The 24,781-nt window shown below is 63.2% G+C and carries 25 protein-coding genes and 1 tRNA gene; 8 read left to right on the forward strand and 18 right to left on the reverse strand.

Translation table 11 applies throughout. From position 1 onward, the window contains the following. Positions 1-2: 2 nt before the first annotated feature. The 5 genes from V3H18_RS00040 to V3H18_RS00060 form a co-directional block, all read right to left on the reverse strand. Complete coding sequence (locus V3H18_RS00040) at positions 3-695, reverse strand: nucleotidyltransferase family protein (RefSeq protein WP_332079979.1); 693 nt, start codon at positions 693-695, stop codon at positions 3-5. A gap of 34 nt (positions 696-729) precedes the next feature. Continuing rightward, positions 730-2,265: a tRNA (adenosine(37)-N6)-threonylcarbamoyltransferase complex ATPase subunit type 1 TsaE gene (gene tsaE / locus V3H18_RS00045; protein WP_332079799.1), complete on the reverse strand. Its 1,536-nt coding sequence runs from the start codon at positions 2,263-2,265 to the stop codon at positions 730-732. Continuing rightward, positions 2,262-4,754 carry a PAS domain-containing sensor histidine kinase gene (locus V3H18_RS00050; RefSeq protein WP_332079800.1) on the reverse strand — a complete coding sequence of 831 codons (2,493 nt, stop codon included), beginning with the start codon at positions 4,752-4,754 and terminating at the stop codon, positions 2,262-2,264. Before V3H18_RS00050 ends, tsaE begins: the two co-directional genes overlap by 4 nt. A 337-nt stretch (positions 4,755-5,091) precedes the next feature. Then, a complete protein-coding gene (ahcY, locus tag V3H18_RS00055; protein ID WP_332079801.1) occupies positions 5,092-6,501 on the reverse strand; it encodes an adenosylhomocysteinase in 1,410 nt (469 codons plus the stop codon). 439 nt (positions 6,502-6,940) lie between these two features. Further along, positions 6,941-7,849, reverse strand: a complete 909-nt coding sequence (locus V3H18_RS00060; protein ID WP_408631738.1) for a hypothetical protein — start codon at positions 7,847-7,849, stop codon at positions 6,941-6,943. A gap of 367 nt (positions 7,850-8,216) precedes the next feature. Here V3H18_RS00060 and V3H18_RS00065 point away from each other — a divergent pair, with 367 nt between their 5' ends. Continuing rightward, the gene (locus tag V3H18_RS00065) at positions 8,217-8,735 is read left to right on the forward strand and encodes a tellurite resistance TerB family protein (protein ID WP_332079803.1); all 519 of its coding nucleotides are present in this window, start codon (positions 8,217-8,219) and stop codon (positions 8,733-8,735) included. Further along, positions 8,732-9,526, forward strand: a complete 795-nt coding sequence (locus V3H18_RS00070; RefSeq protein WP_332079804.1) for an SDR family NAD(P)-dependent oxidoreductase — start codon at positions 8,732-8,734, stop codon at positions 9,524-9,526. The genes V3H18_RS00065 and V3H18_RS00070 overlap by 4 nt, the downstream gene beginning before the upstream one ends. A 1-nt stretch (position 9,527) precedes the next feature. Here V3H18_RS00070 and V3H18_RS00075 read toward each other — a convergent pair whose 3' ends face one another. The 5 genes from V3H18_RS00075 to mgtE all read right to left on the reverse strand — a co-directional run bounded on the left by V3H18_RS00075 (position 9,528) and on the right by mgtE (position 13,988). Continuing rightward, positions 9,528-9,884, reverse strand: coding sequence for a hypothetical protein (locus V3H18_RS00075; protein ID WP_332079805.1), 357 nt, complete (start codon positions 9,882-9,884; stop codon positions 9,528-9,530). A 395-nt stretch (positions 9,885-10,279) separates the two neighbouring features. Beyond that, complete coding sequence (locus V3H18_RS00080; protein WP_332079806.1) at positions 10,280-11,044, reverse strand: bestrophin-like domain; 765 nt, start codon at positions 11,042-11,044, stop codon at positions 10,280-10,282. A 176-nt stretch (positions 11,045-11,220) separates the two neighbouring features. Beyond that, complete coding sequence (gene rpmF / locus V3H18_RS00085; RefSeq protein ID WP_016919986.1) at positions 11,221-11,409, reverse strand: 50S ribosomal protein L32; 189 nt, start codon at positions 11,407-11,409, stop codon at positions 11,221-11,223. A 102-nt stretch (positions 11,410-11,511) separates the two neighbouring features. Then, entirely contained in the window at positions 11,512-12,522 is a 1,011-nt protein-coding gene (locus V3H18_RS00090) for a glycoside hydrolase family 25 protein (protein ID WP_332079807.1), read from the reverse strand. Positions 12,523-12,575: 53 nt separating this feature from the next. Next, complete coding sequence (mgtE, locus tag V3H18_RS00095) at positions 12,576-13,988, reverse strand: magnesium transporter (protein WP_332079808.1); 1,413 nt, start codon at positions 13,986-13,988, stop codon at positions 12,576-12,578. Between the two features lie 80 nt (positions 13,989-14,068). Between mgtE and V3H18_RS00100 the strand changes: the two genes are divergently transcribed. Next, entirely contained in the window at positions 14,069-14,974 is a 906-nt protein-coding gene (locus V3H18_RS00100) for a polysaccharide deacetylase family protein (RefSeq protein WP_332079809.1), read from the forward strand. Between the two features lie 33 nt (positions 14,975-15,007). Here V3H18_RS00100 and V3H18_RS00105 read toward each other — a convergent pair whose 3' ends face one another. The 4 genes from V3H18_RS00105 to V3H18_RS00120 form a co-directional block, all read right to left on the reverse strand. Beyond that, positions 15,008-15,841 (reverse strand): hypothetical protein, encoded by an 834-nt coding sequence (locus V3H18_RS00105; protein ID WP_332079810.1) that lies wholly within the window; start codon positions 15,839-15,841, stop codon positions 15,008-15,010. Positions 15,842-16,066: 225 nt separating this feature from the next. Continuing rightward, positions 16,067-16,151: transfer RNA gene (locus V3H18_RS00110), tRNA-Leu, on the reverse strand. 82 nt (positions 16,152-16,233) lie between these two features. Continuing rightward, entirely contained in the window at positions 16,234-16,626 is a 393-nt protein-coding gene (locus tag V3H18_RS00115) for a type II toxin-antitoxin system VapC family toxin (protein ID WP_332079811.1), read from the reverse strand. Continuing rightward, positions 16,623-16,877 carry a type II toxin-antitoxin system VapB family antitoxin gene (locus tag V3H18_RS00120; RefSeq protein WP_332079812.1) on the reverse strand — a complete coding sequence of 85 codons (255 nt, stop codon included), beginning with the start codon at positions 16,875-16,877 and terminating at the stop codon, positions 16,623-16,625. The genes V3H18_RS00115 and V3H18_RS00120 overlap by 4 nt, the downstream gene beginning before the upstream one ends. Before the next feature lie 62 nt (positions 16,878-16,939). On the opposite strand from V3H18_RS00120, the gene lipB reads away from it, so the two are divergent. Together lipB and V3H18_RS00130 are read left to right on the forward strand one after the other, a co-directional pair. Further along, positions 16,940-17,707 (forward strand): lipoyl(octanoyl) transferase LipB, encoded by a 768-nt coding sequence (lipB, locus tag V3H18_RS00125; protein WP_408631739.1) that lies wholly within the window; start codon positions 16,940-16,942, stop codon positions 17,705-17,707. 51 nt (positions 17,708-17,758) lie between these two features. Continuing rightward, positions 17,759-18,142: a VOC family protein gene (locus V3H18_RS00130; protein ID WP_332079813.1), complete on the forward strand. Its 384-nt coding sequence runs from the start codon at positions 17,759-17,761 to the stop codon at positions 18,140-18,142. Positions 18,143-18,172: 30 nt separating this feature from the next. Here the strand turns inward: V3H18_RS00130 and bioB are convergent, their stop codons facing one another. Together bioB and V3H18_RS00140 are read right to left on the reverse strand one after the other, a co-directional pair. After that, complete coding sequence (gene bioB / locus V3H18_RS00135; protein ID WP_332079814.1) at positions 18,173-19,156, reverse strand: biotin synthase BioB; 984 nt, start codon at positions 19,154-19,156, stop codon at positions 18,173-18,175. Further along, a complete protein-coding gene (locus V3H18_RS00140; protein WP_332079815.1) occupies positions 19,153-19,659 on the reverse strand; it encodes a PTS sugar transporter subunit IIA in 507 nt (168 codons plus the stop codon). Before V3H18_RS00140 ends, bioB begins: the two co-directional genes overlap by 4 nt. A 207-nt stretch (positions 19,660-19,866) precedes the next feature. Between V3H18_RS00140 and V3H18_RS00145 the strand changes: the two genes are divergently transcribed. Both V3H18_RS00145 and ppc read left to right on the forward strand, forming a co-directional pair. After that, positions 19,867-20,166 (forward strand): hypothetical protein, encoded by a 300-nt coding sequence (locus V3H18_RS00145; protein WP_332079816.1) that lies wholly within the window; start codon positions 19,867-19,869, stop codon positions 20,164-20,166. Between the two features lie 149 nt (positions 20,167-20,315). Then, positions 20,316-23,126 carry a phosphoenolpyruvate carboxylase gene (gene ppc, locus V3H18_RS00150; protein WP_332079817.1) on the forward strand — a complete coding sequence of 937 codons (2,811 nt, stop codon included), beginning with the start codon at positions 20,316-20,318 and terminating at the stop codon, positions 23,124-23,126. A 50-nt stretch (positions 23,127-23,176) separates the two neighbouring features. On the opposite strand, the gene V3H18_RS00155 is transcribed toward ppc, so the two are convergent. Both V3H18_RS00155 and V3H18_RS00160 read right to left on the reverse strand, forming a co-directional pair. Further along, the gene (locus tag V3H18_RS00155) at positions 23,177-23,557 is read right to left on the reverse strand and encodes an alpha/beta fold hydrolase (protein WP_332079818.1); all 381 of its coding nucleotides are present in this window, start codon (positions 23,555-23,557) and stop codon (positions 23,177-23,179) included. Further along, positions 23,496-24,140, reverse strand: coding sequence for an alpha/beta fold hydrolase (locus V3H18_RS00160; protein WP_332079820.1), 645 nt, complete (start codon positions 24,138-24,140; stop codon positions 23,496-23,498). The genes V3H18_RS00155 and V3H18_RS00160 overlap by 62 nt, the downstream gene beginning before the upstream one ends. A 299-nt stretch (positions 24,141-24,439) precedes the next feature. On the opposite strand from V3H18_RS00160, the gene V3H18_RS00165 reads away from it, so the two are divergent. Beyond that, positions 24,440-24,778, forward strand: a complete 339-nt coding sequence (locus V3H18_RS00165; RefSeq protein ID WP_332079821.1) for a rhodanese-like domain-containing protein — start codon at positions 24,440-24,442, stop codon at positions 24,776-24,778. Positions 24,779-24,781: the final 3 nt, after the last annotated feature.

The raw sequence follows: 24,781 nt of genomic DNA on the forward strand, positions 1-24,781 counted from the left end.
GCTCAGCCGCGGCGCGCCGCGATCGCCCGTTCAGCTTCGGCGATCGCCGCGATGGTGCCAACATGAAGCCAAAGTCCGCTGGAGACGACGCCAAAGAGTCGTCCCGTCTGCGCGGCGGCGAAAAAGAACGGCGCGAGCTTGAACACGTCTTCCGCCACATTGGCGAAAAGCTGCGGCTTGATGAGGCCGACGCCGGCGTAAACATAAGGTTTCGGCCCGTCGCGGCGAATGATGCGCCCCTCCCGATCGAGATCGAAATCGCCGTCCCAATCGACGCCGACGCTGCCGGAGGTTGGCGCAAGCAAAAGCGCGACATCCATTTTCTCGGCGTCCCAGGCCTCGGCAAGCGCAAGAATGTTAGAGCGCGCGGCGTCGATCCAGAAAGCGTCGGTATTGCAGATGAAAAAGGGATTCTCGCCAATGAGCGGCAACGCCTTTTTGATCCCGCCGCCCTGATCGAGAAGCAGGCCGCGCTCGTTCGAAATCATAATGCGCGGGCGGGCGCGATCCACAAGATGCGCCTCGATCTGATCGGCGAGATGATGAACATTGACGACCGCCGTCTCGACGCCGGCTTCGGCAAAATCATCGAGGGCGCGATCGATCAAAGCGCGACCCCCGACGGAAACGAGCGGCTTCGGCGTCGCTTCCGTGAGCGGGCGCATGCGCGTCCCCAACCCCGCGGCGAACACCATGGCGACGCCCGGGACCTGCGCCCCCACGGGCGCGTCAGGCGTCGCCAAAGAGGCCAGGGAGATTGACTTCATACCAAGCCCTAATGTCAGCGAGCGCCGGGTGGCGCAAGCTCTTTCTCAGATAGGCCTCGACGCGCGGCAGATGCGCGAGATATTGCGGCTTGCCGTCGCGCTGGTCGAGCCGCGCGAAAATGCCGAGAATCTTCGTCGCGCGCTGCGCCGCAAGCAGCGAATAGGCCTTGGCGAAGGCCGCCATGTCGAAACTCGCGTCGGCCTCGCGGCGCAGCTTCGTGTAATGGGCGAGAAGCTTCAGCTCCAGATCGTCGGGGACGGTGACGCGCGCATCCTGCCCGAGCGAGGCCATGTCATAGGCCGGGTGGCCAAGCGCGCAATCCTGAAAGTCGATGATCCCGACGCGGGCGACGCCTTCGCGCCCAGTAAGCCACAGGAGATTTGGCGAATGATAATCGCGTAACGTCCAGGTGGCGCGCGCACGCGCGACCTCGGTCAGCGCATGACGCCACAGATTGACGAAGATCGCCCGCGCGCCCGAAGTGATCGTCGCCTTGGCCTGCGGGAGATACCAATCGGGCAGAAGCTCCACTTCGATCAGCAGCGCGTCGAGATCATAAGGCGGGATTTGATACGGGCCGCGGCCCTCGACCGGCAGCTTGTCCGGCAGGCGCTGGGCGTGAAGATAAGCGAGCGCGCCGGCGGCTTCGAGATAGCGCGTGGCGATGGGGCCGCTCTCGTCCACGACGCCTTCCGAGCCGAGGTCTTCGATAAGCAGCAGGCCGGCGTCGAGGTCGCTGGCGTAGATTTCCGGCGCCGAAAGGCCAAGGCCGCGCAGCCCCTGCGACAGGGCGACGAAGGGCGTGACATTTTCCGCCAGCCGGGCAATGGCGCTATAGGATTTGCCGAAGCGGACCGGGGGCCCATCGGGCCTTGGCGGCGAAATCATCAGAATGGCGCGTTCGCCATTCTCCTTTTCGAGCTTCTCATAGGCGCGCGTCGAGGCGTCGCCCTGCATGAAGCTGCGTCTCGCCTCCGCCCAGCCTTCCCGCCGGAGAAATTCGTAAAGCGCCTTAAAGGCCGCGAGGCGCGCCGCGAAAGCGCCATAGCCGGAGACGGTGAGGCGGCGGGCGCGGTCGTCGGCTTCCGCAAAGCTCAATCGCACTTCCAGCCTGTCGCCTGAAAAAGCCTCGCGCGCGCGCTCCGCCCATTCCGCCAGCACGATCGCGTCCTCGACCGCCTCCTCCCATCCCACTCCGGCAAGTTCGGCGGCGCTCTCCAGCCGATAGAAATCGGCGTGCACGACGCGCGCGCCGGCGCCTTCATAGGTCTGCATCAGCGTGAAGGTCGGGCTTGGCGCTTCGAGCGTGGGGTCTTCGAGGAGCGTTCGGATCAGGGCCCGCGCGAAAGTGGTCTTGCCCGCGCCGAGGTCGCCGGCGAGCGCCACGAGATCGCCGGCGCGCAGCAATGTCGCGAGTTCGCGCGCCAGCGCCGCCGTCTCCTCTTCATTGGCGACGTCGAGCCGCCACACCGTCTTGGCGACGGATTCGCCGCTCATTCGGCGCCTCCTTCGCGCGTCAGCCGGATCCTCGCCTCGCCCGCCTTGCGCGCCGGGAAGATGCAGGTGACGGTCGTGCCTTCGCCCGGCGCGGAGTCGATCAGCACCTTGCCGCCATGCAGCTCCATGAAGGCGCGCACAATGGAAAGCCCGAGGCCGACGCCACGATGGCGCGAGCCCGCCGTATGCGACTCGAAGCGATCGAAGATGCGCTCGAGAATTTCAGGCGAAATGCCGCGGCCGCGATCGGTGACCTTAAAGACGACGTCGTCGTCGCGCCGCATGGCGGCAAGCGTCACGGTCTGGCCCGGACGCGAGAAGCCGATGGCGTTGGAGAGAAGATTGAACAATATCTGGCGCACGCGTTTGGCGTCGCCACGGAAGGTTCCGACATCGTCCATCGCGACGATCTGCACGTCGATCGAATTTTCGGCGAGCCGATCCTGCACGCCCTCGATGGCGGCGCGCATGGTCTCCTTGACGTCGACATCGGAAAACTCAAGCTCCATCGCGTCTTCGTCGATCGTCGCGAGATCGAGGATGTCGTCGACGATGGCCATCAGCGCGGCCGAGGACTTGCTGACATAGCCGAGATATTCGCGCTGGCGCGTCGTGAGCGGGCCGGTCGAGTCCTCTCCCAGAAGATGCACGAAGCCGTTGATGTTGTTGAGCGGCGAGCGCAATTCATAGCTGACGTGATGAATGAAGTCGTTGCGCAGCTTTTCCGCCGCGAGCAGCGCGCTGTTGCGCTCGGTGAGCGCGCGCTCGACATTCACGTCCGCGGAAACGTCGACGAAGGTCAAAAGCGCCGCGCCGTCGAGCAGGGCTTCCGCCGTGCAGTCGAGCACCATGCCGTCGCTGCGCTCAATGCGCCGCGTGAAGCCTTCGCGCATGTCGCTCAAGCCATTGACGAAGCCGCGCAGCTCGGCCCAGGTCTCCTCCTTGGCGTGCAGCGCGCGGCATTGGCCGACAAGCGCGTCGAAACGCGGCTTCTGGGCGAGTTCTTGCGGATCGAGACGCCAGAGCTTGGCGAAGGCGGGATTGCTGAATTTCAGCCGCCCGTCGGAGCCGAAGACCGCGACGCCCTCATGCAGCGTCTCCAGGGTCTCGCTCTGCATGCGGTCGAGCGTGTTGAAGCGCGTTTCGAGATCATAGGCCTTCGTCGTGTCGTCATAGAGATAGGTGACGCCCCCTTGCGGATTGGGATGCGCGACGACGTCGATGATCCGCCCATCAGGCAGATGCCAAGTATGACGCAGAGGCTCGGGCGAACGATAGGCTTCGAACAGCCGCTCCTTCCAGGCTCTATAGTCGGATTCGACCGGCACGCGCTGCGCGGCGCGCAGGCGGTCGAGGATCTGGCCGTCGGTCGGCCGCTGATCGAGAAAGGCGGCGTCGAGCTGCCAGAGCTTGGCGTAGGCGTCATTGTTGTAGATCAGTTGCCGCGAGCGGTCGAAAATCGCGACGGCTGTCGGCAATTGATCGAGCGTGCGCACATGCGATTGCATCTGCTGTTCGAGATCGGCGCGCACCGTCTCCACTTCGTGCCGGTCGATGGCGATCGACGCGGCGCCGCCCGCGACGGGCGCCTGCGTCACGTCGAGACGATGCCGCTCGCCGGCGACGACGGCGTGGAGCTGGTCGCGCCAGACGATATTTTTCGCGCGCGCCTCTTCTCCCGTCGCCCGCGCCGACTGGTCCAGCAGCTCCAAGCCGCGCGCGATCGCGTCGGCGGCGTCCTTCGCCTCGACGGCGCGCGCATAGGCGCTGTTGACGAAAGCGAGCGCGCCCGCGCCACTGCGAATCCACGCCGGCGCCGGCAAGGCTTCGAGCAGGGCGCGAAATCCCAAAATCTCCGACTGCGCCTCGGCATAGCGCGCGCGCAGACCAATGAGCTCCAGCCTGTCGCCCGAGACTTCGCGAATGCGCAGCACCGCGCTGCCGCCGATCGCGCGTCCCTCTGCGTCGAACTGGCGGCCGGCGCCGGCGAGCGCCAGACGAAAGCTCTCGCCGTTCTGGCGCAGCCGATCGACCGCGCTTTCGAGCGCCTGCGCGTCCTTGGGGTCAAGCCAGGCGCCGAAGGCCAGCACGCGGCGCGGCGTCGGCACGGCGTCGGCGAGGAGCAACGCGGAAGAATGAAGAATGTCGGGCGCGCCGTCCGGCCCGCTCCAGGCGACGAATATTTGCGGTTCGCTCGCCAGAAAAATCTTGGCGCGGTCGAGCTTTGCGCGCGCTTCCTCGAGATCGGCGCTGAGCTCCGCCTCGCGGCGCCGCCAGGCGCGGCGCTCGCCGACATAGGCGAGCGCGACGACGACGGCGAAAAGCGCGAGGCCGCCGCTAAAGGCGAAAGCGAGAACGTCGGGACCGAGCGGAACGCCGCCAAGACGCGCGGCGTGGGCGGCGGAGGACGCGCTCAAGAGCGCGCCGCCCGAGGCGCCGCAGAGCAAAAGCGCGCGCGCGCCGCAGCCGACGAAATCGCCTCTCAACATGGCCTCGGCGACCCCGCGGGACAATCAGCTTGGCGTGTCACGAGAACCGGTCTCCACGGTCGATTGCGGGTGCTCATCACAACAACGCCGAAGCGGTCCGCGCGAGGCGCAGCCGCGACCTGCAGAGGATGCAGGGCGATCCGCGCGAAAAAACGACATGATAGGCGGATGGGCCCCGCCGGCCTCACGTCGCGCCGCGTATACGAATCACCCCAATCTAAAGCGCAAAGGGCCAAAACGGAATCGTGTTTCGGCAAGGAAGCGGCGGTTGTTCAAATAATAAAGGCCTCGCTCCCCAAAGGAGCGAGGCCGAAACGCGAACGCTGGCCGAGAAGCGTCAGTAACGATAATGATCGGGCTTGAAGGGGCCGTTTTGCGGCAGGTTCAGATAGGCCGCCTGCTCTTCTGTCAGCGCCGTGAGCTTCACGCCGATCTTGTCGAGATGAAGCGACGCCACCTTCTCATCGAGGTGCTTCGGCAGCGTATAGACGCCCACCGGATACTGGCCCTGCTTGGTGAAGAGTTCGATCTGCGCGAGAGTCTGATTGGTGAAGGAGGCCGACATCACGAAGGAAGGATGGCCCGTCGCGCAACCCAAATTCACCAGCCGGCCTTCGGCCAGCAGCAGGATGCGCTTGCCGTCCTGGAACTCGATCTCGTCGACCTGCGGCTTCACATTGTGCCATTTGAGATTGCGCAGGCCCGCGACCTGAATCTCCGAATCGAAATGGCCGATGTTGCAGACGATGGCGCGATCCTTCATCGCGCGCATGTGATCGAGGGTGATGACGTCGACATTGCCAGTCGCCGTGCAGAAAATATCCGCTCGCGGCGCGGCCTCTTCCATCGTCGTGACTTCATAGCCTTCCATCGCCGCCTGCAGCGCGCAGATCGGATCGATTTCGGTGACGATCACGCGGCAGCCGGCGTTGCGCAGCGAGGCCGCCGAACCCTTGCCCACGTCGCCATAGCCGGCGATGCAGGCGACCTTGCCGGCCATCATCACATCGGTGGCGCGGCGGATGCCGTCGACGAGCGACTCGCGGCAGCCGTAGAGATTGTCGAATTTCGACTTCGTCACCGAGTCGTTGACGTTGATCGCCGGCCAGAGGAGCTTGCCCTCCTTATGCATCACATAGAGGCGGTGCACGCCGGTCGTCGTCTCCTCGGTGACGCCTTTGATCGCCTCGGCGTTGCGCTTGTAGAAGCCGGGATTGGCCTTCAGGCGCTTCTTGATCGCGGCGAAGAGAACTTCCTCTTCCTCATTCGTCGCCTTGTCGAGGAAGGCGGTATCGCCATTCTCGGCGCGGAGGCCAAGATGAATGAGCAGCGTCGCGTCGCCGCCGTCGTCGAGGATCATGTTCGGGCAGCCGCCGTCGCCCCATTCGAAAATCTTGTGGGTGTAGTCCCAATAGTCTTCCAGCGTCTCGCCCTTCTTGGCGAAGACCGGCGTGCCGGTCGCGGCGATGGCGGCGGCGGCGTGGTCCTGCGTCGAATAAATGTTGCAGGAGGCCCAGCGCACATCGGCGCCGAGCGCTTTCAGCGTCTCGATCAGCACCGCCGTCTGGATGGTCATATGGAGCGAGCCGGCGACGCGCGCACCTTTGAGCGGCTGCGAGGGGCCGAATTCCGCGCGCGTGGCCATCAGCCCCGGCATTTCCGTCTCGGCGATGGCGATTTCCTTGCGGCCCCAGTCGGCGAGCGAAATATCGGTGACAGCGTAATCGTTGAAGTGATGGGCGGTCATGCGAAATCCTCTGCTTCTCATACCCAGTTCGATTGAACGGCTCGGATGTCATTCCCGACGCGCGCTTTGCGCGCGATCGGGAATCCAGAGCAAGACCAATATTCTTGGGTGTTGCTCTGGATTCCCGGTCAGGCCTGCGGCCTGCCGGGAATGACGCGCCCGGGCGAACGGATCGACCGGATGTCGTCTCGCTGGCGCAAGCCAGCGGCTCGGGGCGAGCCTATAACAGGAGCGGGCGGGAAAGACAATAAAGATATAAAGATTTCTTTATGTCAAAGATGGGATCGGGCGGGAATTGGCAAGCGGCAGAGCATGGTCGCGCGAGCCGTCGCGATGCCTCATCCCCTCAAAAGACGATAATGACGGATAGCGACGCGTGCTTGTCGCAGCGCCTAGCGTGTCCTAAACCAAGCTAGATACGTCAGTCTTCGGCGCAAGTTCATGATGGGGCAAGACCTTTTCCGAAGAACATGTCACGGCTTTCTCGATCGGTAAGAAATACTTCCAAGCCTGGATAAGGAAATTCAGCGATGCGTTCGTCTTTGTCGTATTCGACCACTATCTCTTTCCATCTCAAGTGCTCATCTGGACCAGATCTGACAGACAGTCGGCCTTCGCTTAAGCGATATGATGGAAGAATATTGGCTCGAAACTTGTCGCATATAAGATTACCAGCTCGCGTCAGTTCGAGGACGAGATCCTGCACCAAATCTACGTGATAGTCATACTGGCGAGATAGGTTGTGGTATCGTTCAGGATTCCATTCATTTATTTTATAGAATTTCTCTGTCCAAAGCTCATCATCGTCATCATGTCGTTTCTTGGCATGCCTGTTGAAGACTAAGTTTAGATCGTTGAGGACACGGGCAAAATTATACATAGCTACTTCAAGTTCTCGATATCGGGCCGGCCAAGCACGCTTCATGATCCAAGACGGCAGGTCGGTTAAGTCTTTATATATCTCACAATCCAGATTCGGCTGACCAAATGAGAGCAAGGAACTACTCCATTCCGTCCAACGTTCGAGGCGGCAACGCTTGCTCCATTCGTCAATATAACCAGCGTAAGTTTCGTCGTCAGATTCTTTCTCTTTGTCGAATTCAGTGAGAGACCCGCTCACCCATGTTTCATGGGCACTTTTAATCTGTTTCAGGTGCTCCACAGGCCAGGTTTCTGGCTGGCGATCTATTTCGCCGTGGTGGTTTCTACAGAGGAGAAGAAGATTGTCATAGCAGTCACGCTCTTGGCGTGCCATGGGAGACTTACCACGCGGGCCATCGTCACTTTCAGCGATCATATGCGCCATTTCGCCGACCAAGGCAGGATTGTCAGTCTCGGTCTCGTCCAAGACCAACTGAATCCTGCAGATCGAGCATCTTGCTGCAGCGCGTCCCCAAAGCATCTTGGAAGTCATCGCGGATATTGTCACGCCCAGCAATCCCATCTCACCTAGACCTCTTTACCCAGCGAACCGCAATCTGTCAGCGGCCAACAACCCACCCTCAAAATTTATTTGTGAATGCGAGGCAGAACGTATGTCGATAAGGAAAGGTCGCAGCCTATAGAACGCTTCTTATGGAAAGGGCCAAGTTAGTTCATAAGCGGAAATCCAAACCGCCCCCTAACCCATTCCCCCCTGCTCCCACCTACCCTTCCCCCGCCGCATGATCTATAGGGATCGGGACGCAACTCCTGCCCCGGTAGCCCCGCCGCCCATGCTCGCAGCCCTCAAGAATTTCATCAGCGAACTCGCCGGCGATGCCAACGCGCCGAAGCCCTTCGAAGCCGCCGACTATCAGCTCGCCGCCGCCGCCCTCCTCGTCAATATCGCCTCGGTCGACGGCGAATTCGACGACAAGGAAAAGGCGCGCATCGAGCAGCTCATCGAGGCGCGCTTCGGGCTCAAGGGCGACGAGGCGCATGAATTGATCGAGGCCGCGCGCGAGAGCGAGCGCGATGCCGTCGATCTCTATCGCTTCACCAGCGTGTTGAAGCGCCGCCTCGACGAGGACGGGCGCCGCCAGATCATCGGCATGCTGTGGGACATGGCCCATGCCGACGGCGAGGTGCATGAATTCGAGGAGAATGTCGTCTGGCGCGTCGCCGAGCTGCTCGGCGTCTCGACCCGCGACCGGGTCGAGTTGCGCCGCGAGTCGCGCGACGGCGTCGAAGCGCCCCCGACCGGCCCCTGGGGCGCGCCCAAGCCGGTCGCTCCCAAACCGGGCGACGCATGACGGAGACCGCGCGTCCCGTCGCCGTCGTCACCGGGGCCTCGGAAGGGATCGGCGCAGAACTCGCCCGAATCTTCGCCGCCAAGGGCCATGAGCTCGCCCTCGTCGCCCGCCGGCGCGAGCGCCTGGAGGCGCTCGCCGACGAGATCGCAGCAAAGGGCGCAGCGCGGCCCGTCGTGATCGATCTCGATCTTCTCTCCAAGGGCGCGGAAAAGGCGCTCGCCGAACGGCTCGCGGAGGCGGGCCTTCAACCGCAATATCTCGTCAATAACGCAGGCTTCGGCCTCATCGGCCGCGCCGCCGAACTCGACGCTGCCGAGCAGATCGACATGATCGATCTCAACATCCGCGCGCTGACGGCGCTGACCCTCGCTTTCCTGCCGTCCCTCGTCGCGACGAAGGGCGGCGTCCTCAACGTCGCCTCCGTCGCCGCTTTCATGCCGGGGCCGGGCTTCGCGGTCTATTACGCGACGAAAGCCTTCGTGCGCTCCTTCAGCGAGGCGCTCTATGAGGAGCTGAAGCCCGCGGGCGTGAAGGTCTCGTGCCTCTGTCCCGGCCCGGTCCCCACCGGCTTTCAGGCCCGCGCGGGCATGAGCTATGAGGGCCTGATGGCGGCGATGAAGCTGGCGATGGCGCCGGCCGATGAGGTCGCGCGGCAGGGCTATGAGGGGCTGATGGCGGGCAGGCGCATTGTCGTGCCCGGGTGGATGAACCGGGCGCTCATCTGGAGCTCGGCGGCGACGCCCCGGGCAGTGTTGCTGCCGCTTCTCGCCGTCGCGCAAAAGCGCCGCTGACTCACCAGGAAACAATAAGAAAGCTGCGGCTAGGCGACCAATTATCGACAAAAGCCTGACGGTAAGCATCCTTGGCATAAGGAAGGGTGAGTTCATGAATTCGCTGGACGCGACTGAAGTCAGTCGTGATCAGGTCCGGCGGAAACTCGTTGAAAAACTGTTCATCGACATCTTTTCGCTGATAGCCCGCCTGATGCGCGGACACTACCGTATCTTGTTGCGGCCTATAGGTGAAAGCCCCACTGAAGACTTTAGGCTTCTGCTTGCCGAAAGGCAGTTTAAAAAGGGGAGCGGGTTTATTGCTGAAGGAAAATTTCGATTCCGTCCAACCGCGAAATGAAAGTGTATGTCTCGTCAATTTTTCCTATTCGAAATAAAGAAGCGGATGACGCCATCGTGCGGCTCACCAATTGGTGATCATCCACCGAAAGATCCTTGGAAGCGAACATCTTTTCCCAGTCAATGTATTGATTGGTTGTTTGATAAGAAAGAGGCTGGAGGACTTTCAGATCCTCAACGCCGGGGTCGATAATGATTTCGGCGCCAGAGCAATCCTCGACCGCCTGAAAATGGTATAAATCCAATCCCATAGCCTAATTCCAAAAAATAAAAGAAGCGGTCCCGCATTGAGCGGGTCCGCTTCCCATAGCATATCGATATGAGCGCGCCTATTCCTCGGTCTACTTCACCTTCAGCAATTGACGGCCGCGACGCCGCACCGCCGCGTCTGTCGGCGGAGCAGTTGGCGGCGCGTTATCGATCTGTCGAAATAATATCGACCGCGGATTTCAGGGGGTCGGTCGGAACGGCGAAAAATCCTTGAAAGGGCCGATCCAGCTCAACGAGCAGAAAGATGGCCCCGGAGACGCACATAGACGCCGAGACCAGCCCAAGCGCCGCTGTCCAGTGACGGTGCGAGATGACGCCAAAATTGAAGAAAACCGTTACGAGCAGAGCTATCAGGAAGATGACCACCGCCATTGGTATATTGGCGTTCAAGTCATTATATATTTTCCATCTTATGCCGGCGATTTCTTGCGTTAGGCTAAGGGCGGTCGATTTTGCCCATGATTTTTGTTCGTTATTGCCTTTTAACGAGAGCACCGCTTGACGAAATGAATCGATCTTGGCTTTTTTGAAAGCCTCCTTTTGATCGATGTAACTGTTAGTCGCGACCCGCAATAGGTCGATCTGGCCCTGCAAAGTGCGTATTATCTTTGTTCGCGCCTGGTCAGCCTCACCGCCAAATATATCAAGAACACGATGCAACAATATAACCTTGGACGCTTCCAGTCTAAGCTCATCCACTTTTTTATCATAATTATTTTTTGCCGTTATCAATAAAAAACCAAGGCATACCGCAAGCAATGAGCCAATCATGTTTCTCAAGGCTTTAAATTGATCTCTAGATATTCCATCAAGCCAGCTCTCTTTAAGATAGGAGGTAATACAAAATCCCGCCAGCCCTGCAAGCAGCGTTAAAAAAAGCGTTAAGACGGCTAAAGTGATGCTGTTCACGTCTGTTTCCCCCGCCCTGCCAAGGAAGAACGCGTCTTACGGAAGACGCCGAGGTCTTCGCGCGGCCGGATCGATCCGCGACCGTCCGGACATGATATAAAGCAATCCCATACGACTGTCGCAAAACAAAAAAGCGAGCCCTGCGGCTCGCTTTCATGCGCGCGATGGCCCGACCGCTATTCCTCGGCCGACTTGACCTTCAGCACCTGACGGCCGCGATACATGCCGGTCTTGAGGTCGATGTGATGCGGCCGGCGCAATTCGCCCGAATCCTTGTCCTCGACATAGGTCGGCGCCTTCAGCGCGTCGGCGGAGCGGCGGAAGCCCCGCTTCATCGGCGAGGTTTTTCTCTTCGGAACAGCCATTTGTCTCTCTCTAAACGGTAAAGCCGCGGGCGACGGCGCCGCGCGGCGGAAACTGGCCCCGCGCATATACGCGATCTGTCAGCGTCTGGCTACCCCTGCGGCCTATCGGATCGCGGCCGGCGGTATAGGCGCGCCCGGCTCCCTGTCATAGGCGTTCTTTTCGCCGCCGGACAGCATCGCCGGATCCTCTTCGACGAGCTTATTGGCGCCGCGATCGTCGATCGGCTTGCGCGCCGCCATGAGGGGGGCGGCCCGCATGCCCGTGGTTGAGGCGAGCCAGCTCCGCCACTCGTCGGACGAGCCGTAAAAGGCGTTCTGATCGACGGCGCCGACGATGCCCGGAACGCGCCCGTCCGAGCGATATTGCCAGAAGGTCCATTTGCGGTCGCCGTAGCGCACTTGCGGGTGATATTTCGTCGAGCGCACCCAGATCGGATATTCGGACAAGGCGTCCGAATGCAGGATCGCCTGGTAGAAATCGACCGAGGAATAGATGATCGGCTTTTTGCCGTAGCGCCGCTCCATCTCCTCCAGCATCGCCTTCATGTCGCGCAGCGCTTCCTCGCGATAGAGGGTGCGCTTGCAGCTTCTGGAGGTGGGCGTCGCCTCGACGTCGAGCACGGGCGGCAGGGCGTCGGGCTCATTGGGCACGACGCTCGCGAAATTGCCGATCTCTTCATGCGGCTGGCGGCACCAATAGACGAAGTGATAGGCGCCGCGCGGCACGCCGGCCGCCTTCGCCGCCGCCCAGTTGTAGGCGAATTTCGAGTCGGTGCGGTCGCCGCCTTCGGTCGCCTTGATGAAGGCGAAGGAGACGCCCGACTCCTTGACCGCCTGCCAGTCGATATCGCCCTGATATTTCGAGACGTCGATTCCGTGCACGGCGAGTTCGGCGCTCCGCGTCGCCGGGAATTTGTGAAGGTCGGACTCCGGCACCGCATAGGCGAGGAAGCTCGGGTCGCGCTTGGCGTTGACGAGCGGCGCGCTCGTGGCGAAGCGCGGGCGATGCGCATAGGAGGGGTCGAAGGAGCTGCCGCAGCCGGCGAGCGCGAGCGTCGCCACGGCGCAGCCGAGCGCGACGAAACGCAAGGGAGGAGTAGTCAGGAAGCGCATTTCGACAAAATATCCCCATAGGCGGTAATGCGGCGTTAACGCGCCAATTCGCCTCAATTGAGATGAAACCACAAACTGGCGATTGTAAGGAAAGAGCTGTAGCCGACGACGTCGGTGATCGTGGTCACGAACGGCCCCGAGGAGACCGCGGGGTCGAATTTCAGCCGGTCGCAGACGAGCGGGACGACGACGCCGCCGAACGCGCCGCAGACCAGATTCGTGAACATCGCCAAAGCCATAACTGGGCCGAGGCCGACATTGTGAAACCAGCTTGCGGCGACCGTCCCGGTCACGAGGCCGAAGGCCGCGCCATTGACGGCGCCGATGGCGAGCTCCCGGAAAATAATCTTGAGGGCGTTCCCACGGTTAAGCTCTCGCGTCGCCAGCGACCGAACGGCCACGGTCATGGTCTGGGTCGCCGAGCTTCCCCCCTGCCCTGCGACCATCGGTCCCAGCACGGCGAGCGCCACCATTTGTTCGAGCTGCGCCTGGAAGGTCTTGAGGACGGACGAGGTGACGAAAGCCGCGAGCATGTAAATGAAAAGCCAGGTGAAGCGGCTTCTGACGATCCACCAGAAATTGTCGGTCAGCTCTTCTTCCGGGTTCACGCCGCCGAGCGCCAGGATCTCGTCGGAGGCCTGCTCCTGGATGACGTCGACGATGTCGTCGATGGTCAAGACGCCGACGAGCCGCTCGGATTCGTCCACGACCGGGGCGGAGACGAGATTGTAGCGCTCGAAGAGCCGCGCCGCTTCGGCGGCGTCCTCCGTCGCCTTCACCCGCCGACGGTCGGCCTGCATGATTTCGTCGAGACGCGCCAGGGGCTTGGCGCGCACCAGCGCGTCGAGGAACACCGTGCCGAGCAAATGGTAGCCGGGATCGACGACGAAGACCTCGAAGAAACTGTCGGGCAGGCTCTCGCCGTCGGTCTCGCGAAAGAAGTCCAGAACGCGGCCAGCCGTCCAGAAAGGCGGCGCGGCGACGAGCGTCGTCTGCATCAGGCGGCCGGCGGAATCCTCGGGATAATCGAGGGAGCGGCGCAGGACGACGCGCTCTTGCGCCGGGAGCGCCTCAAGCACCTCCGCCTGTTCCGCAGGCTCCAGCGTCTCGAGAATCGCGACGGCGTCGTCGCTCTCGAGGTCGCGCATGCCCTCGATGAGCGTTTCGACCGGCAACTCCTCGAGGATGTCCTCGCGTGTCGCGTCGCCCACCTCCATCAGGGCGGTGAAGTCGAAATCCGCGCCCATCAATTCGACGAGGCGCGGACGCGCGTCATGGCTCAGAAGTTCGAGCAGCGCGCCAAGATCGGCTTCATGCAGGCCGCCGACGAGTTCGTGAACGCGCGTGGCGTCGCCGAGCGCGATCGCCCCTTCGACCTCAAGCGCGAATTCCTGGCCGATGGGGCCTGCGTCTTCCTCGCGCAATTCCTCGGCGGGCGTCGCCTTATCGTCATGATCGAACGTCATGGGCCAATCCCGCGTTATTGGTATACTGCCGTGGCGGCTCTTAACCCGCTCGGACGCGAAATCAAACCGGCAAAACCCTCATGAAGCGATTTTCCATCTCGAAAAAATTCGGCTTCCTCTCCCTCGCGCTCGCCCTTGCGTCGCCCGCCGCCGCCCGCGCCGACTGCGGCCCGGAGGCGCTCGGCGTATCGCGCGTCATCGAGATCGACCGCGCCCATGGCGCGGCCGTCGGCCTCCAAACCTATCCGCGCACGCTCGATCTGAACGACCATGAGGTCGTGCTCACCTTCGACGACGGGCCAGCGGACACGACCGAGCGCGTGCTGAGCGCGCTGGCGAAGGAATGCGCGCGCGCGACCTTCTTCATCATCGGCCAGAACGCCGAAAACATGCCGGGGATGGTCAAGCGCACGGCGGCCGAGGGCCATAGCATCGCCCATCATTCCTATAGCCATCCGGCGAAAACGCTGCGGCTAATGAGCGAAGCGGCCGCGAAAGCCGATATCGACAAGGGGATCGCCGCGGTGACGAAGGCGGCGGGCGGCACGGCCGCGCCCTTCTTCCGTTTTCCGGGCTTCGCCGATACGCCCGAGCTCGTCGCCGATCTTCTGGCGCGCGGCTATACCGTCTTCGGCTCCGATCTATGGGCCTCGGACTGGTCGCAGATGACCCCCAAGGCCGAACTCGACCTCGTGCTCTCGCGGCTCGAGAAAACAGGCAAGGGCATCGTGCTCTTTCACGATTCGCAATCGATCACGGCGCAGATGCTGCCCGACTTTCTGCGCGAGCTGAAAAAGCGCGGCTACAAGCTCGTGCACATCGTTCCGGGCGACGGACCGACGCCCATCGCCGAGGCCGGTCCAGGCTGGACCTCGACGACCGAACCGATCATCGCCAAAACTCTCAGCAAATATACCGGCGGCAAGGACAAGGCGGCGACGCAGCCGCAAGCCCCGGCGCCCGCCAACGGCGACCATACGCATTGAGCCAGGCGCAGGTTTAAGGCGCGCTGTCGTTCGTCATCCGCGCTCGCAGATGTAAGCCTGTCTGCTGGCCCAGCAGCCGCCGCTCTTATAGACGGGGCCGAGCTTCTTTCCGCCCAGCGTCAGGGACCATGTCTTGCCCTTGACCGGCGATAGCGTGGCGGTCTGGCCGGAATATTGGAACGTCACCGCCGCGCCGCTGCTGGAAATCCGGCAGGCGCCGCTATTGACGACGCGGCCGGAGATTTTGACGAGACATTTGCCGGCGCGCCCTTCGGGCGCCGCTTTCGCGGCCGCCGCCGTGGGGGCTTCGTCGCGGGCGGCGGAAGCGGTTTGAGACGGCGCCGGCTCGGTCGCGCCTTCGCTCACAGGGCCTGCCTCGAAAGCGGCGGCCGGAGCGGCGGCGGACGCTGGCCCCTCGTCCTGCGCCGCGCCGCCTTCCTGAAGCGGCGCCGCGGGAGCGGCCGCAAGGGACGCCGGCGGGATTGTCGCCTCTTCGCCCGATCGCAAATCAGTCGATTCGGCGACGATGGTTCTCATTTCGTTGACTGGCGCGGCCGGCGCGAGCGTTTCGGGCGCGGGCGCCACGATGGCGGTCTCCGCATTTTCGGGCGCGACGCGCCGGAAGGAGGAGCCGATGACGATGCCGGAGCCGAGGAGCACGAGCATGCCGACGCATACATAGAGCAATCGCTCCATGCGTTCGAAATTCAGGTCCCTCTCGACCGTCTGGGCCTGTTGCTGCGCGCCGCGCGGCCGCGACGGCGCGGCGCGCCATTCCTCTTCGATATCGGACCAGGCGTAGCGCGCGCGGGTTTCGATATCGTCCCCCGTGGCCAGAAACTCGCGGTCTCTCAACGATACAGCCATGCTTCCCTCCGGTCGCGCTTGAACGAAAAGAGCCGGCGTGAAAGGCCGCCGCCCTAAATCGCGAAACCGCCGCGTCGGAGCACGCCGCCCCGATCGCGAGGAGCCGGGCGGGACCCACTCGTCCCGGGCCAGCGCCGGCGAAAAACATGATGCAATCAGGAATGTGGCTGTTCTTTGCCCGCTGCGGCGCCGCAAATCAGGGCGTTTCGACGCAATTTTTAGGGCTGGTGCGGCCGAGAGGACTCGAACCTCCACTGGTTGCCCAACTAGCACCTCAAGCTAGCGCGTCTACCAATTCCGCCACGGCCGCAAGGCGCTTTGCATCAACCGCGAAGCGCCGGCGCGCTGCCTCTAACAAATCGGCCCATGGATGACAAGCGGGCGACAGGCGATCACAAGGCGCTTCGCGCATCCGTATGGCTAAAATCGTCGTCCTTATAGAGCAGCGGCTCCCGAAGGGCCTTCGCCAGGGCATAGGAAAAGCAGTCGCCGAAATTCAATTTCGCCCCATGGCCGCGCCCTTTGCCGAAGTCGCGATAGGCGGCGCGCGCCAATCGCGCCTGCTCCGCCGTCACCGGCTCGATGGCGACCTCCGCCTCTTCGAGCAGTTCGTCCAGGCGCCGGCTGGCGATGGGATCGCCAGCCGAGTCGATCACCGCCGCGGCTTCGACGTAACTCACCGCCGAGATGCGCCGCGTCTTGGCGGCGGCGATCGCCTGCGCGAAGGCGAGCGCCTCCGGTTCGGCGCGCAGGATGGCGACAAGGGCGGAGGTGTCGAGGATCATTTTGGCAGGCCGCGTTCATCGTAAAGCAGCGCGTCGTGATCGAGGGCGCGGGTCTTTTTGTCGAGGCGCGCCGCGCAATCCTCGCCGATGGCGACGAGCCTTTTCGCGAGCGGCGTTTTTTCTCGCGCGCGCAATTGCGCGAGGCGTTCGCGCACCGCGGCCGTCACCGCCGCCGTCTTGCTTTCGCCCGCGACGCGCGCCAATTCATTGATAAGCTTTTCAGCTTCAGCGTTTTTGATGTTCAGAGCCATGCATTAAGCCTTTCTACCTCTATGGTATATATATCCACCATCTGGCTCAAGACGAGGCCCTGATGACCCAAGCCGTCTGCCCCGCGACCGCGCGCGCCGCCGATGCGCAAGCGATGCGCGCGCGCGCCGGCGCGCCGCCGGCGGAATGGCGGGTCAGCGAAGGCCTCATCGGCTATGAGGACGCCGTCGCCTGGATGGAGGCGCGGGCCGCGGCGATCGCCTCGGGAGAGGCGCGCGAATGCGTCTGGCTCCTCGAACATCCGCCGATCTACACAGCGGGCTCCTCGGCGAAGGAGGCCGATCTGCTCGAGGCGCGTTTTCCCGTATATCGCGCGGGGCGCGGCGGGCAGTTCACCTATCACGGGCCGGGACAGCGGGTCGCCTACGTCATGCTCGATCTCACGCGGCGCCAGCGCGACGCGCGCGCCTTCGTCTGCGCGCTTGAGTCATGGATCATTGCGACCCTGTCCGACTTCGGCGTCAAAGGCGAGCGGCGCGACGCGCGCGTCGGCGTCTGGGTCGCGCGGCCGGACAAGCCGCGCGGACTCGCCGGCGAGACGGCGGAAGACAAGATCGCCGCCATCGGCGTGCGGCTGCGGCAATGGGTGAGCTTTCACGGCGTCGCTCTCAATGTCGCGCCCGATTTGACGCATTTTTCCGGCATCGCGCCCTGCGGCGTGCGCGAAACGCATCTCGGCGTCACGAGCCTCGAGGATTTGGGCGTTCGCGCCGACATGCGCGCCGTCGACGCGGCGCTGCGCAGCAATTTCGAGAGAATTTTCGGGCCTTCTACCGAAGTTCAAAGCCCGGCGCGAAATGACCACCGATGAACGAAAAGCCTTGCGCGGCGTTTGGCGACGAGTTCGCGACGGAGCATGCGTATGAAATACTCGGTTTCAATCGACGTTCCGTTGCTTGAGGACGGCCTGCGCTTTTATCGCGACGCCCTGGGGCTCGCCGAAATCGCAAGGCCCGTGGCGACATATGTCACTCTCAAATGCGGCGACTCCCAAATCGGATTGATCGAGAAATCAGCTGGAAGCAAACCGGCGGAGGGAAGCGACGACATTCGGCGATATGAGCGACACTGGACGCCGGTCCATATCGACTTTCACGTCGACGATTTCGAAACCTTCCTGGCGAAGGCGGTGAGCGCCGGCGCGAAATGCGAGCGAAAATTCGAAGGCGGCGGCGCACGCCCGCCCATCGCATTTTGCAGCGACCCCTTCGGCAATGGATTCTGCGTGACGGGACCAATCGCCTGACGCCGGCGGAATAGATCCAGGATCAGGCGCTTAGGACGCCGCAGAGGCTTGCGTCTCGCGCCCGGCGAGCGCCGCGAACAGCGCATCGTCTTCATTGACGCCGGCATTGCCCGTCGTGAGCAGCTTCTCGCCGTAGAAGATCGAATTGGCGCCGGCGACGAGACAGAGAATCTGCGCCTCGCGCGACAGGAAAGAGCGTCCCGCCGAAAGCCGCACGCGCGCTTTCGGCATGACGATGCGCGTCGCCGCGATCATGCGCACGAGTTCCAAAGGATCGATCTGCGCGCGGCCCGCGAGCGGCGTGCCTTCGACCGCGACGAGCGCATTGATCGGCACGCTTTCGGGATGCGGATCGAAGGAGGCGAGAACCTGCAGCATGCCGGCGCGGTCGCGCACGCCTTCGCCCATGCCGATAATGCCGCCGCAGCACATTTCCAGTCCCGCGCCGCGCACGGCCTTGAGCGTGTCGAGGCGATCCTGATAGGCGCGGGTGGTGATGATCTCGCCGTAGAATTCAGGGCCGGTGTCGAGATTGTGATTATAGGCGGTAAGCCCCGCCTCGACGAGGCGCTGCGCCTGCGAGTCGTTGATCATGCCGAGGGTGACGCAGGCTTCCATGCCGAGCGCCCGCACGCCGCGCACCATGTCCAGCACCGCGTCGAAACGCTTGCCCTCGGGCGCCGAGCGCCAGGCCGCGCCCATGCAGAAACGATCGGCGCCCGCCTCTTTCGCAATTTTCGCGGCGTCGAGCACCGCGTCCGTCTCCATGAGATCGACGCGGTCGAGCTTCACCTCACGGTGATGCGCCGATTGCGGACAATAGGAGCAATCCTCGGGACAGCCGCCGGTCTTGACCGAGAGCAGCGCCGCCTTCTGCACGTCGTTGACGTCGTGGAAGCGCCGATGGATGGCGTTCGCCTGCGCGATCAGCGCGAGCAGCGGTTGCTCGTGCAGCGCGACGATCTCCTCGACGCGCCAGTCGTGACGCATCGTAAAATCCGCGGGCGCGTTCACGCAGCGCCTCCGGTATCGCGGCGCTGCGCGCGATGCTGCGAGCGCGCCGCCAGCCGGCGTTGCGCTTGCGCCTCTATCGCAGCTGGAGCCGCCCTGCCGCGCAGGGCCGCATAGGCGATGAAAAGCGCCATGCCGACGTCAAAGGCGACGTTGGCGATGACGAAAGGCGCCGGCGCGAAGGCGGAGCCGGCGCCGACATAATGAAAATAGATCGCATAGAACGGATGCAGCGCGAAGCCCGCGACCCCCCACCAGGGCGCGCCGACGATCGACATGAAGGCGAAAGAGGCGAAGACGGCGACGCCGGTCATTTCAAAGCCGGCCCAGGCGCCCGGCTGTTCGGCGCGCAGGGCGAAGCCGACGTACAGAAAGGAGACGGCGATCAGCGCATAGGCGCCAAGACGCGACGCCGCGAGGCCCGACCAGCGCGAAAGCCCGATAAGGCCCAATGCGAAGACAAGGCCGACGGCGGCGAAGATGAGAATTTCCGTAATGTCGAGCATGGCGTGACCGTTGGCGCCGCGACGATCGCGGGCATGACCGAAAATTTGCCGCCGATGGTCTATAAGCGGCGAAACGGCGGCGAACAAGCGCCAATCGCGGCTCGAAGCGCCGCTCGCGGATGGAGGCGCGGCGCAGCTTGTCAAATCAGCGCAACTGCAGCAATCTCGGCGATGCTGAAAGAACCGGCCTTCGCCCATGAGGATCGCATGCGAAAGATCATAGCCATAGCCTTATGCTGCGCGATGAGCGGCGTTTCCCCCGCGCTCGCGCAAGACTGGGGCGTGAACACCTGGGCTGGAAACACGGCCGAAGACATGGCCTCGGAGCAGGACGCCTGCCAAAGCGACGCCGATCGCCTTTGCGGCGGCAATACGATTTTCATTTTCGAGATGGAGAATTGCCTCAAGCGGCAAGCGAATCTGCTCTCGAAATCCTGCCGCCAGGCGCTCGCCCCGACCGATTTCAGAAAATATTATCGCGCCGAGCCTCACCCCTTCGACTTTTGAAGGACGAGGCGCGCCGTCTGCAGTCAACGCGCCCTGCCCCCAGGCTCGCGGCCGGCGTCTCCCCGCGTCGAAATGCGGCCTCAAGCCTGCTATAGTTAACGAGAAGCGTCCGGACGGGGGCGCAATTTTGATGAGGAACACGCCGCATCATGCAGGTCGAGGCGCAGACGCAGGAAAAGCCGGATTCCCTCGCGCCCATGGCGGCGGCCGAGCCAGAGGCGGCGAAGGGCGACGAGTCCCTCATCGAAGACATTCGCCTGCTCGGCCGCCTGCTCGGAGATGCGGTGCGCGAACATGAAGGCCAATCCGCTTTCGAACGCATCGAGACGATCCGCCGGCTATCCGTCTCGGCCAGCCGTTATCAGGACGCGGACGCCGACCGCAATCTCGACGCGCTGCTGCGCGCGCTGACCGCCGAAGAGGCGCGCACCGTCATCCGCGCCTTCAGCTATTTTTCCCATCTCGCCAATATCGCCGAAGACCTGCATCCGCTGCAGCAGCGCGCCCGCGCGCAGGCGAACGGCTCCGTCTCCGGCGCGCCGAGCCTCGCGACGACGCTCGCCCATTTGCGCAAGGCCGCCGTCGGCGTCGGCAAGATCGCGCAAGCCCTGTCGCATGGCTGGATTTCGCCGGTGCTCACCGCCCATCCGACGGAAGTGCGCCGCAAAAGCCTGCTCGACGCCGAACACGCCATCTTCAAGCTTCTCGCCGCGCGCGAACATTTGCGCGGCAAAGCCGAGCGCGCGCAAAATGAGATGCAGCTGCGCGCCCGCATCGCGCAGCTCTGGCAGACGGAGCTCTTGCGCCATTCGCGCCTCACCGTGCGCGACGAAATCGAGAATACGTTGAGCTATTACCGCTCGACCTTCTTGCGCGAAATTCCCCGCCTCTACGCCGATATCGAGCAGCGGCTCGAAGGCTTGCGCGTGCCGCCCTTCCTGCGCATGGGCGCCTGGGTCGGCGGCGACCGCGACGGCAATCCGAACGTCACGGCGGAATCGCTCTCGACCGCGATGCGTATGCAATGCGAAACGGCGCTGCGCTTCTATCTCGTCGAGGTGCATGAGCTTGGCGCCGAACTCTCCATTTCGCGCCGCTACGCCGGCTGCACCAAGGCGCTCGAAGAACTCGCAGCGCGCTCGGGCGACGACAATCCGCATCGCGACGACGAGCCCTATCGGCGCGCGCTGATCGGCGTCTATTCGCGCCTCGCCGGCACGCTGGAGAAGCTCACCGGCGGCCAGGCGGCGCGCCACGCCGTCGCCCCCGGCGAGCCTTATGCCAATTCATGGGCGCTGCTCGCCGATCTCGTCACCATCGACGAGTCGCTGCGCGTGCATCACAGCGAAGTCATCGCCACGCAGCGCCTCGAGCCGCTCATTCGCGCCGTGGAGGTCTTCGGCTTCCACCTCGCGACGCTCGATCTGCGGCAAAGTTCGGATCGTCACGAGGAGACGATCGCCGAACTTCTCAAGGTCGCGCGCATCGCGGACGATTACGCCGCGCTGACGGAGGCGGAAAAGCAGACGCTGCTGCTGCGCCTGTTGAGCGATCCCCGTCCGGTGCGGCTGCCGCAGGCGACCTATAGCGAGAACGCCGCCAGCGAACTCACGATCGTCGAGCGCGCCGCGGAGATGCGCCGCCTCTACGGCGACGAGGCGATCCGCCACTACATCATCAGCCATACGGAGACGGTGAGCGATCTACTCGAGGTGCTGCTCCTGCAAAAGGAATGCGGCCTGATGCGCGGGACGCTCGATCCGCGCGACTGGGAGAAGGTCGCGGCCGACCTCATCATCGTGCCGCTGTTCGAAACGATCGACGATCTGCGCAATGCGACGCCCATCATGCGCGAATTCTACGCGCTTCCCGGCATCGTCAAACTCATTCTCAATTCCGGCGCGCAGCAAGACATCATGCTCGGCTATTCCGACTCCAACAAGGACGGCGGCATATTGACGAGCATGTGGGAGCTCTATCGGACCTCCACCGCGCTCGCCGAATTCTTCGCCTCGCTGCCCAATATCACGCTGCGCCTCTTCCACGGGCGCGGCGGCACGGTGGGCCGCGGCGGCGGCCCGAGCTACGACGCCATTCTGGCCCAGCCCCCGGGAACGGTGAACGGCCAGATCAGACTGACCGAACAGGGCGAAGTCATCGCCGCCAAATACGCCAATCCGCAGATCGGCCACGTCAATCTTGAACTCCTCGTGGCGGCGACGCTGGAGGCGACGCTGCTGTCGCAGCACAAGGCGCCGCCGCCCGAATTTCTCGAGGCGGCCGAGAAATTGTCGCAGACCGGCATGTCCGCCTATCGCGGCCTCGTCTATGGCACGGAGGGCTTCGTCGACTTCTTCTTCTCCTCGACGCCGATCGCCGAAATCGCCTCGCTCAACATCGGCTCGCGTCCCGCCTCGCGCAAACCCTCGCGCAGGATCGAGGATTTGCGGGCGATCCCATGGAGCTTTTCCTGGGCGCAGGCGCGCGTCGCCCTGCCCGGCTGGTTCGGCTTCGGCTCGGCCATCGCGCATTTTCTTGAAGAGGACGGCGAGGCGCAGCTCGCCCTGCTTCGCCGCATGAGCCAGGAATGGCCGTTTTTCGGCGCGCTGCTCTCCAATATCGACATGATCCTCTCGAAGACCGATATGTCGATCGCCCGACATTACGCCGGGCTCGTCGAGGATCGCGCGCTCGCCGAGCGCATCTTCGGCATGATCGCGGACGAACATGCGCGGGCGCTCGACGCGCTCGAAAAAATCCGCGGCTCCAAGGAGCGGCTCGCGGACAATCCCGCGCTCGCCCGGTCGCTGCGGCACCGCATTCCCTATATCGCGCCGCTCAACTATCTGCAGGTCGAGCTGATCCGCCGCCATCGCCTCGGCGAGAGCGGCGACGACATTCGCGAAGGCATTCTGATGTCGATCAACGGCATCTCGGCGGGGCTGCGCAATACGGGATAGGCTGGTCTCGCGCGAGCGCTTCTCCGTGTTCGCGATGTCCCGCAAATGCGTTAAGCGGACAGGAATCCCCCGGTCTGCTCGCAAAAATATTCCGGCGCTTCGTCGGCGACGAAGTGGCCGCTATCCTCCACGATCACAGACCTTAGGTTCGTCGTCCGCGGCCGGAGCGCCTCGGCGAGCCTCTCGCCAACGCCGTGTCGCCCCGCGATCGCCAACACCGGCATGTTCAGCTTCCGGCCCTCGAAAGATCCAACTGCGGCCGCGTCGTCCTTGAGCGCCCGGTAATAGTTGAATCCCGCCGTCATGCCGCCGGCGGCGGCGTAATGTGTGGCGAATTCTGCGATGGCGCTTTCCGGGATCGCGTCCTTTTTATGCGACCAGGCGCGGATCTGCGCCGCGATATAATCGCGCTCGCGCCCTTTCGTGAGCATCTCCGGAAACAGGCGCCATGTGAAATCCGTAATGCCAAGCGCCTCCGCGCAATGCGTCCATATTCTCCGTGCCTGGAATCAAGCAATCCACCAGAACGAGCTTTTCGACATGTTCGGGGTGAAAGCAGGCGAGCATGAAGGCCGCCTTGCCGCCCATATCGTGCCCGACGACATGAGCGCGGCCCCCGGCCGCCTCATCGATGAGGGTGCGGATGTCCTTCGCTATGGTTTGCTTGTCGTATCCCCCGGCGGTTCGTTCGGAAAGGCCGAGACCGCGCAGATCGGGGGCGATCAGAGTGAACCGCGAGCAGAGGCGCTCCATCGTATCGCGCCAGGCGAACCAGGTTTGCGGCCAGCCATGAAGCAGGACAATATTTGGGCCTTCGCCGACGCGCACATAGTGCAGCCTGACGCCGTTGACGTGCGCGAAGAGGCTCTGGCCGCCTTTCGGCGGCAAGGCGCCGGCTCCGTACTCCGCCGAGGCTGGCGAACCGATCTCGCTTGTCGAAGCCGGCCCAGACGCCATTGCGCCGGTCGCAAGAGTCGACGCTCCAAGAAGAAAGGCGCGGCGCTCCATGCTCATGATCGATGTTTCCTGTGTATTGATTGGGAACCGCTAAAAATTCGACGCCGGCGGCACGCCATTTGCCTAGAGGGAGATCGTTCTTGATGGAAGCCCGCAGCGCTTCCATCAAGAACGTGAATCTCGTCCTAATTTAGAGAGAGAGCAGGATTCACGTTTGAAATGGAAACGCGATGCGATTCCATTTCAAACGATCCCGCTCTAAGAGTCACGTAAAATCAGCCCTTTAGCCTATCCGTCTGGACGTCGAGGGCGGGGCGTGCGAATCATATCGAAACCAGTTTAGGGAAGCGAAGGAAATGAACGCCTCCAGTCCATTCAACGACATCAGCCTCGAAGAGCTGAAATCCGGCCTCGCGACGGGCGCGGTGTTGCTTGTCGACGTGCGCGAAGCGGACGAATACGCGGCCGGCCATATCGCCGGCGCGATCTTCAATCCGCTGTCGAAATTCGATCCGGGCAAAATTCCGGTCGCGGGCGACGGCCAGAAAGTCGTGATCTATTGCCGCTCCGGCAAGCGCTCCGTGTCGGCGATGGAGCAGGCGCGCCTGCTCGGCCGCCGCGACGCGAATACGCATTTCGGCGGCGGCATTCTCGCCTGGCTCAAAGCCGGCGAGCCGGTCGTCCCGGGCATGTGACGC

The sequence above is a fragment of the Methylocystis borbori genome (genome assembly GCF_036576025.1).
Classification (GTDB): domain Bacteria; phylum Pseudomonadota; class Alphaproteobacteria; order Rhizobiales; family Beijerinckiaceae; genus Methylocystis; species Methylocystis borbori.

Coding starts and splice junctions, on each gene's coding strand:
- V3H18_RS00120 (WP_332079812.1), bottom strand. CDS start 16,877: ATGGCTCTGAACATCAAAAACGCTGAAGCTGAAAAGCTTATCAATGAA.
- V3H18_RS00165 (WP_332079821.1), top strand. CDS start 24,440: ATGAACGCCTCCAGTCCATTCAACGACATCAGCCTCGAAGAGCTGAAA.
- ahcY (WP_332079801.1), bottom strand. CDS start 6,501: ATGACCGCCCATCACTTCAACGATTACGCTGTCACCGATATTTCGCTC.
- lipB (WP_408631739.1), top strand. CDS start 16,940: ATGACCCAAGCCGTCTGCCCCGCGACCGCGCGCGCCGCCGATGCGCAA.
- ppc (WP_332079817.1), top strand. CDS start 20,316: ATGCAGGTCGAGGCGCAGACGCAGGAAAAGCCGGATTCCCTCGCGCCC.
- V3H18_RS00050 (WP_332079800.1), bottom strand. CDS start 4,754: ATGTTGAGAGGCGATTTCGTCGGCTGCGGCGCGCGCGCGCTTTTGCTC.
- V3H18_RS00140 (WP_332079815.1), bottom strand. CDS start 19,659: ATGCTCGACATTACGGAAATTCTCATCTTCGCCGCCGTCGGCCTTGTC.
- V3H18_RS00130 (WP_332079813.1), top strand. CDS start 17,759: ATGAAATACTCGGTTTCAATCGACGTTCCGTTGCTTGAGGACGGCCTG.
- V3H18_RS00040 (WP_332079979.1), bottom strand. CDS start 695: ATGGTGTTCGCCGCGGGGTTGGGGACGCGCATGCGCCCGCTCACGGAA.
- V3H18_RS00100 (WP_332079809.1), top strand. CDS start 14,069: ATGAAGCGATTTTCCATCTCGAAAAAATTCGGCTTCCTCTCCCTCGCG.
- mgtE (WP_332079808.1), bottom strand. CDS start 13,988: ATGACGTTCGATCATGACGATAAGGCGACGCCCGCCGAGGAATTGCGC.
- V3H18_RS00155 (WP_332079818.1), bottom strand. CDS start 23,557: ATGCTCACGAAAGGGCGCGAGCGCGATTATATCGCGGCGCAGATCCGC.
- V3H18_RS00065 (WP_332079803.1), top strand. CDS start 8,217: ATGCTCGCAGCCCTCAAGAATTTCATCAGCGAACTCGCCGGCGATGCC.
- V3H18_RS00115 (WP_332079811.1), bottom strand. CDS start 16,626: ATGATCCTCGACACCTCCGCCCTTGTCGCCATCCTGCGCGCCGAACCG.
- V3H18_RS00105 (WP_332079810.1), bottom strand. CDS start 15,841: ATGGCTGTATCGTTGAGAGACCGCGAGTTTCTGGCCACGGGGGACGAT.
- rpmF (WP_016919986.1), bottom strand. CDS start 11,409: ATGGCTGTTCCGAAGAGAAAAACCTCGCCGATGAAGCGGGGCTTCCGC.
- V3H18_RS00090 (WP_332079807.1), bottom strand. CDS start 12,522: ATGCGCTTCCTGACTACTCCTCCCTTGCGTTTCGTCGCGCTCGGCTGC.
- tsaE (WP_332079799.1), bottom strand. CDS start 2,265: ATGAGCGGCGAATCCGTCGCCAAGACGGTGTGGCGGCTCGACGTCGCC.
- V3H18_RS00070 (WP_332079804.1), top strand. CDS start 8,732: ATGACGGAGACCGCGCGTCCCGTCGCCGTCGTCACCGGGGCCTCGGAA.
- V3H18_RS00145 (WP_332079816.1), top strand. CDS start 19,867: ATGCGAAAGATCATAGCCATAGCCTTATGCTGCGCGATGAGCGGCGTT.
- V3H18_RS00160 (WP_332079820.1), bottom strand. CDS start 24,140: ATGAGCATGGAGCGCCGCGCCTTTCTTCTTGGAGCGTCGACTCTTGCG.